Source organism: Pseudomonadota bacterium, from assembly GCA_016927275.1.
Classification (GTDB): domain Bacteria; phylum UBA10199; class UBA10199; order 2-02-FULL-44-16; family JAAZCA01; genus JAFGMW01.
This window is the reverse complement of record JAFGMW010000059.1, coordinates 21,930-28,465: the sequence shown is the minus strand read 5'-3', so window position 1 is coordinate 28,465 and position 6,536 is coordinate 21,930. Positions and strand designations below refer to the sequence as shown.

Genomic DNA, 6,536 nt, shown 5'->3' with positions numbered 1-6,536 from the left:
GAGGAAGCGAATTGGATGTCTTCCTCTCGTCAGCCTCCAATTCGCGAAACCAGCCGATATTTTCCCTTCCTCATACACTCCGCTCAAAACGCCCCTTTGATGCAGCTGCGAAGAGGTCCTTCCCGCCCGGCAACAGCCAGAAGCGAAACGGTGCCGATTTGACGGACAGGGTCCGCGTGTCCTTCGCAGCGTGGCTCGAGGAGGCCGGATTCAGCAGCCCTATCATAAACCGGCCGACGAAAGCCCCCGACGAGACGGCGTATGAGTCGAGGAGGGATAGCGAGAAGGACACGCGGACCCTGTCCGTCCGCCGTGTTGGCAAGAGCAGATAAATTTTGTTCAGGATTTCAAGATCACGCCGCGGCCGGAGTGGCCGTCGATGCGGACCGCGATCGGCTCCCTGAGCCTGATGTGCCTTATGAAGTCGGTCTCGAGAGAGGGCCTCTGGGCCGCGAGCCACTTCCAGTCCACGAATCCCCCGCCCTTCGCCTCGTCGATGGAGAGGTAGCCGATGCGCGACGAGGTGATGTTGTGGAAGAAGTGGGTGCCCTGCGAGGGCTCCACGTCCATCTGCTCGGTCGCTATCTCCGCGATGACCCTGGCGTGGGAGATCTGGGCGTAGGCGACCGGTATGCCGAGCAGCGAGTTCGTCGTGCCCCACCTGCCGAATCCCAGGAGCACGTAGCTGTCCCCGCGCGCCACCATGTGCGCGTTGACCCTCCCTATGTGCTCGGCGATCTCCGCTGTGCGGGCGGGGTCGAACGCCTCGGGCTTCACGTAGACCACGTCCCTTATGTTCGTGAAGTTGCCGTGGCCCATGGCCTTGTCGGAGAACGCGAGGGACTCTTCCCTCGACACCTCGTCCACGCTCGCCTCGTCAGCCTCCTCGCCGGACACCAGCGGCCTCACCTGAAGGACCGACAGCGAAGGCCTTTCGCCCGCCGCCGGCAGGCTTGCCGCGAACTCCATCTCCACGGGGCATCCCATCCCCTCCGCGCCGATCTCGAGCATCTCGGTCAGAAGCTCCGCGAGAGGAAATTCGCCCCCCTCGAGCAGCCTCCTGAAGGTGACCACGCGAGTCCCCGGCCTCGAGGTCCCGTCGTAGATGATGTCGTCCTCGCTCGAGTAGGTGCCGCCGAGGCCCGCCAGAAGCCCGTGCTCCTCCGCCTTGGAGAGGTCGAGCTCCGCCAGGGTCACGTCCTCGTCGGTGAAGAGCTGCGGCTCCGAGTTGGAGAGGTCGATTGCGTGGAATGAGCGCTGCGAGCGGAGCAGGGTGTCCCTGGGCCTGGTCATCTGCGGGAGTATGCTCGGGTACTTCGGGCAGAAGCGCAGGACCCTCTCGCCCCGCACCGCCATTGTCCCGAGGCCGAGAACCAGCTGCGCGATGCCGTCCTCCGGCTTCAGGTATCCAACAGGGAAGAAGTTGTAGGACTGGGCCACCCCGGCGACGTCGGGGTAGAAGCTCTCTCCGTGGCGGCGGCCGACTATGCTCTGGACGATGACCGCCATCTTCTCGCTCTCCACCGCTATGCCGTTGGCCTCCATGTAGGCCTTCGGGTCGGCGAAGAACGTGGAGGCGTAGACGAGCTTCACAGCGGCCAGAAACTGCGCGAGCCTTCGGTCGAAGTCGGGGTGGTTGTTCGGCAGCAGGTAGGTGGAGTAGAGCCCGGCGAACGGCTGCGAGAGGGAGTCCTCCGACAGAGAGGAGGATCGCACAGCCAGAGGCCCCTCGCTTCTCTTCACGAAGGCGGCGATCTCGCCGACCACTTTGGAATCCAGCTCCGCCTCCAGGAACGCGCGGGCTGTCGCCGCGTCGTCCTCGGAGTCGACCGCCACCCTGTAGAGCCTGTTCGCCTCGAGGAAGCGGTCGAAGACGTCGGTGCCGATGGCCACAGTCTGCGGCACCACGACGCTGTGGCCGCGGAAGCGGCCGGCCACCTCCGGGCTCTGCACGAGCTTGCTGAGGAACCCTATGCCTCGCCCCTTGCCGCCGATCGAGCCGGTGCCGAAGCGCATGAAGACCATGGAGAGGTCGAGGTTCCGCTCCGAGAAGCGCGCTATGTTGAGCCAGCGCTTGGAGAGCCTCGCCTCCCTGATCTTCTCGAGCAGGTTTCGCTTGAGGTCCGCGACGCTCTTGAAGTCGGAGAGCTTTACCGGCTTTATCCTGGAGGCCAGCGCGAACTCGCCGCGCGCGAAGAACCAGTTGGAGAAGTGGTTGCGCCTGCTGTGGTACGCCACCGTCTCGTCCGGGACCTGCTCGAGCAGCCGCTCCAACTCCCACATGTTGGCCGCGCGCGCCACCTCGCCGCCCTCCGGGTTCCTGAAGACGAAGTCCCCGAAGCCGAAGTAGTTCTTGATGAAGCGGCGCAGCTCAGTGAGCAGGTGCGGCGAGTTCTTGTCCACGTAGGAGGCGCCCAGCGACTCTGCCCTCGGGGCGTTGCCGGCCTCCCTGGACTGCAGGAGCACCGGGGTGTCGGGGTTGAAACCCTTCACCGCCTCGGCGAAGGCGAAGCCGGCCTCCGCATCGAGCTTTCCGCCGCGCGGGAACGAGACGTCGCTGATGACGCCGAGGAGGTTGTCGCGGTACTTCTCGAAGAGGAGCGTCGCCTCCTCGTAGGTGTTGGCCATGAGGATCTTGGGGCGCCTGCGCATCATGCGCAGCTTCTCGTCGGCCGTGGCCCCCTCGAACACCAGGGAGCGCGTCTGCTCCATGATCTCGGTGTAGATGAGGGGCAGGTAGTCGCTGTAGAAGTGCGGCGAGTCCTCGACCAGTATGATGGCGCGCACCTGTTCCTTGAGGCAGTCGTGCTCCGCGTTCACCGCGTCCTCGAGGCACTTTATGATCGCGAGGAAGATGCGGGTGTCGCCGTGCCAGTAGAAGACCTTGTCGACGGCCGTGGAGGGCTGCCGCTTCTTCGGCCTTCCGCCGTTGCCCATCTCCGGGGTGAGCAGCACTATGGGGAGGTCGGGCCTCAGCTCCTTCATGCGGGCGGCCATGTCGTAGGCGCTCTTTCCCTTGCCCACCCTCTGCCCGGTGATGACGAGGTCGAAGTCGTGCTCCTCCACCGCGGCGATGGCCTCCTCGGCGGTGGCCGCGTGCGTTATGGAGGGCGCGCTTGTCAGGTGCAGGATCGTGTACTCGTCCGATATCCGGTCCGCGAGCAGACCCTCCTCCTCTATGATGTAGAGGTCGTAGGGGCTCGATACGAAGAGCACGTCGCTGATCCGCTTTGACATGAGCCTGGTGGGCTCGATCCCGTGGAGAGACATGGGCGGATATTAAGCAGATCGCGGGGCGGAGGGCAACAGCCGCCCTCCATCATTTGGGTTGCGGGCTCCTGCGGCGTGTGTTTTTATCGGTGCCTCGATAAGGAGGGGAGGATGGAGAGGCTGAAACTCGACAGGTCAAAGAAGCTCTGGGACGAGGCGCAGGATCTGGTCCCCGGAGGGGTCCTGGGGATCAGAAGGCCGTATAACTTCGTGCCGGGCGAGTACCCCTATTTTTTGAGCGAGGGCAGGGGGGGGAGGGTCTGGGACCCGGACGGCAACGAGTACATCGATCTGCTCTGCGCCTACGGTCCGATAATCCTGGGCCATCGCGAGGCGGAGATCGACGAGGCGGTTGCCGAGCAGGCGAAGAAGGGGTTCTGCTTCAACCTCTGCCAGCCGCTTCAGAACGAGCTCTTCAAAAAGCTCAGGAAGCTCATCCCCTGCTTCGAGCAGGGCTTCACCGTGAAGACCGGGTCCGACGCCACCACCGCGGCGGTGAGGCTCGCCCGCGGGTTCACCGGCCGGGACAAGATCGTGCGCTGCGGCTATCACGGCTGGCACGACTGGTGCGTGGAGGTCCACGGCGGCGTCCCGGCCAAGGTCCTCGAGGACACCCTGGAGTTCCACTATAATGATATCGAGTCGCTGGACGCGGTGCTGGCCGCAAACCGCGGGCAGATCGCAGGCATCATCGTCACCCCGGTCGGCCACCCGCTCGCGAAGCCCGTTGAGGCGCCGAAGCCCGGCTTCCTCGAGGGGGTTCGAAGGCTCGCCGACCGGCACAAGGTGGTGCTCATATTCGACGAGGTGCGCACCGGCTTCCGGGTGGCGCTGGGAGGGGCGCAGGAGCGCTACGGCGTGACCCCGGATCTGGCCCTCTTCGGCAAGGCCATGGGCAACGGCTATCCGATCGGCGTCGTCGTCGGCCGCCGCGACATCATGAAGCCCCTTGCCGACAACCAGGTCTTCGTCTCCTCCACCTTCTTCCCCAACAGCCTCGAGATGGTCGCGGCGCTTGCGACCATAGAGATACTGGAGCGCGAAAAGGTGTGCGACAGGATATGGGAGCGCGGCACCAAGTTTCTTGCCGACGTGAAGGAGATAGTGGACTCCTCCGGCGTGGCCGCGGAGCTCTCCGGCATCCCGCCCATGCCCTACATCACCTTCAGGGCCGACCCTGAGAAGAAGTACAAGGAGCGCAGAAAGATCTTCTTCACCGAGGCGATCCGCCGCGGCCTCTTCATGCAGCCGTACCATCATTCGTACATCATGCACCGCCACACCGACGAGGACCTGAACGAGGCGAAGGGGATAATCAAGGAATCGCTGGCCGAGGTGGCAAGGCAAATGCCTTAGAGAAGGACAGGGCCGATGCCGGGGGGATCGGGGTTGCCCGATTGACAGATTGCCGGCACGGAGCTGCTTTGCGCCGTCAGCGTATGGCGCTACCGGGAGGCCACCGATTTCCTGAGGTTCTCCGCAGCCAGCGACAGGGCGTCGCAGAGTGCGCGCTGCTGATCGGTCAGCGGATTCGCATTGATCTTTCCGAGGATCTCCTGCGTCGATCTGAGGTTGGCCTTCACGAACTCCGCATCCGCCGGCTTGAGCCGCAGCCTCTTGCGCTCCATCGAGAATCGCGCGGACGGTTCCGCGCGCCTCGTAGCCGCGTTGTAGTAGAATGCGGCCTTCACGAGCTGGCCGAGCGCGCTGCGCATCTCGCGCTGTCTCCCCATCGGCTCGGTCGGCATGTTGAGGGCGTTCATCGCCCCTATCACCATCCCGTCGCCGCCCTTAACGGGCGCGAGCATCCCGAGGAGGACGAGGGCGCCGTGGTCCGCAGTCCCCTGCCCGCCGGCGAGATATGCCTGGAAGGATTCGGCGGTCGCGGCGCGGTACTCGTCGATCACTGTGCTTTTGGGGTCCGCCCTGGCATCCGCGGCCGCGGCCCTGCAGGCGGTGGCGAAGAGTGGGGCGAACGCACCCACCTCGTTTCGCATGGCCGCTGGAACGCCCTCAGGGCTCTTCATCCACCTCTCGAACCATGGCGGCCGGTCCCGGGTCGTTTCAGGCCAGAGGGAGCGAAGGGTGAGGTAAGCCTCGTCGCTCAAATCCGTGTATTCGTCAGGCGTTCGGCGCGGGGCGCACTCGTCCCCCTCGATCGCCTCCTTCACGCGGTCGCAGCCGATTATGAGCGGCAGCGCCACTGCGGCGAGGATTATGAGGGGGATGATGGGCATATCTTATGCGACGCTTAGCACAGGGGAGAGCGATTGGCCAGCCATGAATTGAACACTGAGAGGGGGCATCGCCGCATATTCCAAGCTACTGAAATTATTGTGATTAAGTGCGCCTATGCATTGAACAGGATCGCGACCCCCAGCACCGCGACCACGGCGCCGACGGTGGCCTTCCACGAGACCCGCTCCTTGTGCACCACCATCACCATGGGGAGTATCACGACGGGCATCGTGGCGATGAGCGTGGCCGCGACTCCCGCGGGCAGGAGCTTGAGCGCGGTGAGCGAGAGCCAGATCCCGATGAACGGACCCGCGACCGCGCCGCCTAATGTCTGGAGCATCGCCTTTTTGTGCCTGAAGTCCGCGATCACCTTCGCGGTCTGGCCTGTCGCCATTCCGATGGCGAAAAATCCCACGAGCGCCGCGGATACCCGGATGAAGGTCGCGGACAGGGGGTCTATCGCGCCGACGCCGGTGATCGCCGGCTTGGCGATAACAAACCCCACCGCCTGGCAGCAGGCCGCGAGCGCTGCGAAGGCAAGGCCGCGCACGTGGTGGCGCGACCTCGATATCCTGCCCTGTCCCTTCTCCTCCCAGAGGACCCACAGGGTGCCCGCGATCGTCACGGTCATCCCGAGCCACGCCCTCTCCGAGAGGCGCTCTCCGAGAAAACCCCTCGCCAGGAACGCGGTGACGAAGGGATTGATATTGAAGATGAGCAGCCCGAGCCTGGGGCCGATATCCACGTATGAATTGAAGAGAAATATGTCGCCGAGCACGACGCCGACGAGGCCGCTTGCAACGAGGGTGCCGGCCTGCGACCTGGTAGCGTCGGGGACGAGGCTGCCGAACAAGATCGCGTGCGCGGCTGCGATAAGGAGCGTGCCGAAGAGCGTGCGGTAGTGGTTCATGGACATCACGCCCACGCGCTTGGACGCCGCCGTGAAGAAGAGGGCGCAGCCCGACCAGCTGATTGCCGTGGAGAGACCGACTATGACCCCGAGCAGGCTCATGGGCCGGCATGCTTAG

At 64.6% G+C, this 6,536-nt stretch carries 5 protein-coding genes; 2 read left to right on the top strand and 3 right to left on the bottom strand.

The features are described from left to right. Window positions 1–332 (top strand): hypothetical protein (locus tag JXA24_03685; GenBank protein ID MBN1282856.1); only part of this gene is annotated, 332 nt, incomplete at its 5' end. Between the two features lie 7 nt (window positions 333–339). Here JXA24_03685 and JXA24_03680 read toward each other — a convergent pair. Further along, window positions 340–3,270 carry a hypothetical protein gene (locus JXA24_03680; GenBank protein MBN1282855.1) on the bottom strand — a complete coding sequence of 977 codons (2,931 nt, stop codon included), beginning with the start codon at window positions 3,268–3,270 and terminating at the stop codon, window positions 340–342. Between the two features lie 111 nt (window positions 3,271–3,381). On the opposite strand from JXA24_03680, the gene JXA24_03675 reads away from it, so the two are divergent. Then, the gene (locus tag JXA24_03675; protein ID MBN1282854.1) at window positions 3,382–4,626 is read left to right on the top strand and encodes an aminotransferase class III-fold pyridoxal phosphate-dependent enzyme; all 1,245 of its coding nucleotides are present in this window, start codon (window positions 3,382–3,384) and stop codon (window positions 4,624–4,626) included. 89 nt (window positions 4,627–4,715) lie between these two features. Here JXA24_03675 and JXA24_03670 read toward each other — a convergent pair whose 3' ends face one another. Both JXA24_03670 and JXA24_03665 read right to left on the bottom strand, forming a co-directional pair. Further along, window positions 4,716–5,507, bottom strand: a complete 792-nt coding sequence (locus tag JXA24_03670; protein ID MBN1282853.1) for a hypothetical protein — start codon at window positions 5,505–5,507, stop codon at window positions 4,716–4,718. Window positions 5,508–5,620: 113 nt separating this feature from the next. Then, entirely contained in the window at window positions 5,621–6,520 is a 900-nt protein-coding gene (locus JXA24_03665; protein ID MBN1282852.1) for a DMT family transporter, read from the bottom strand. Between the last annotated feature and the right edge of the window lie 16 nt (window positions 6,521–6,536).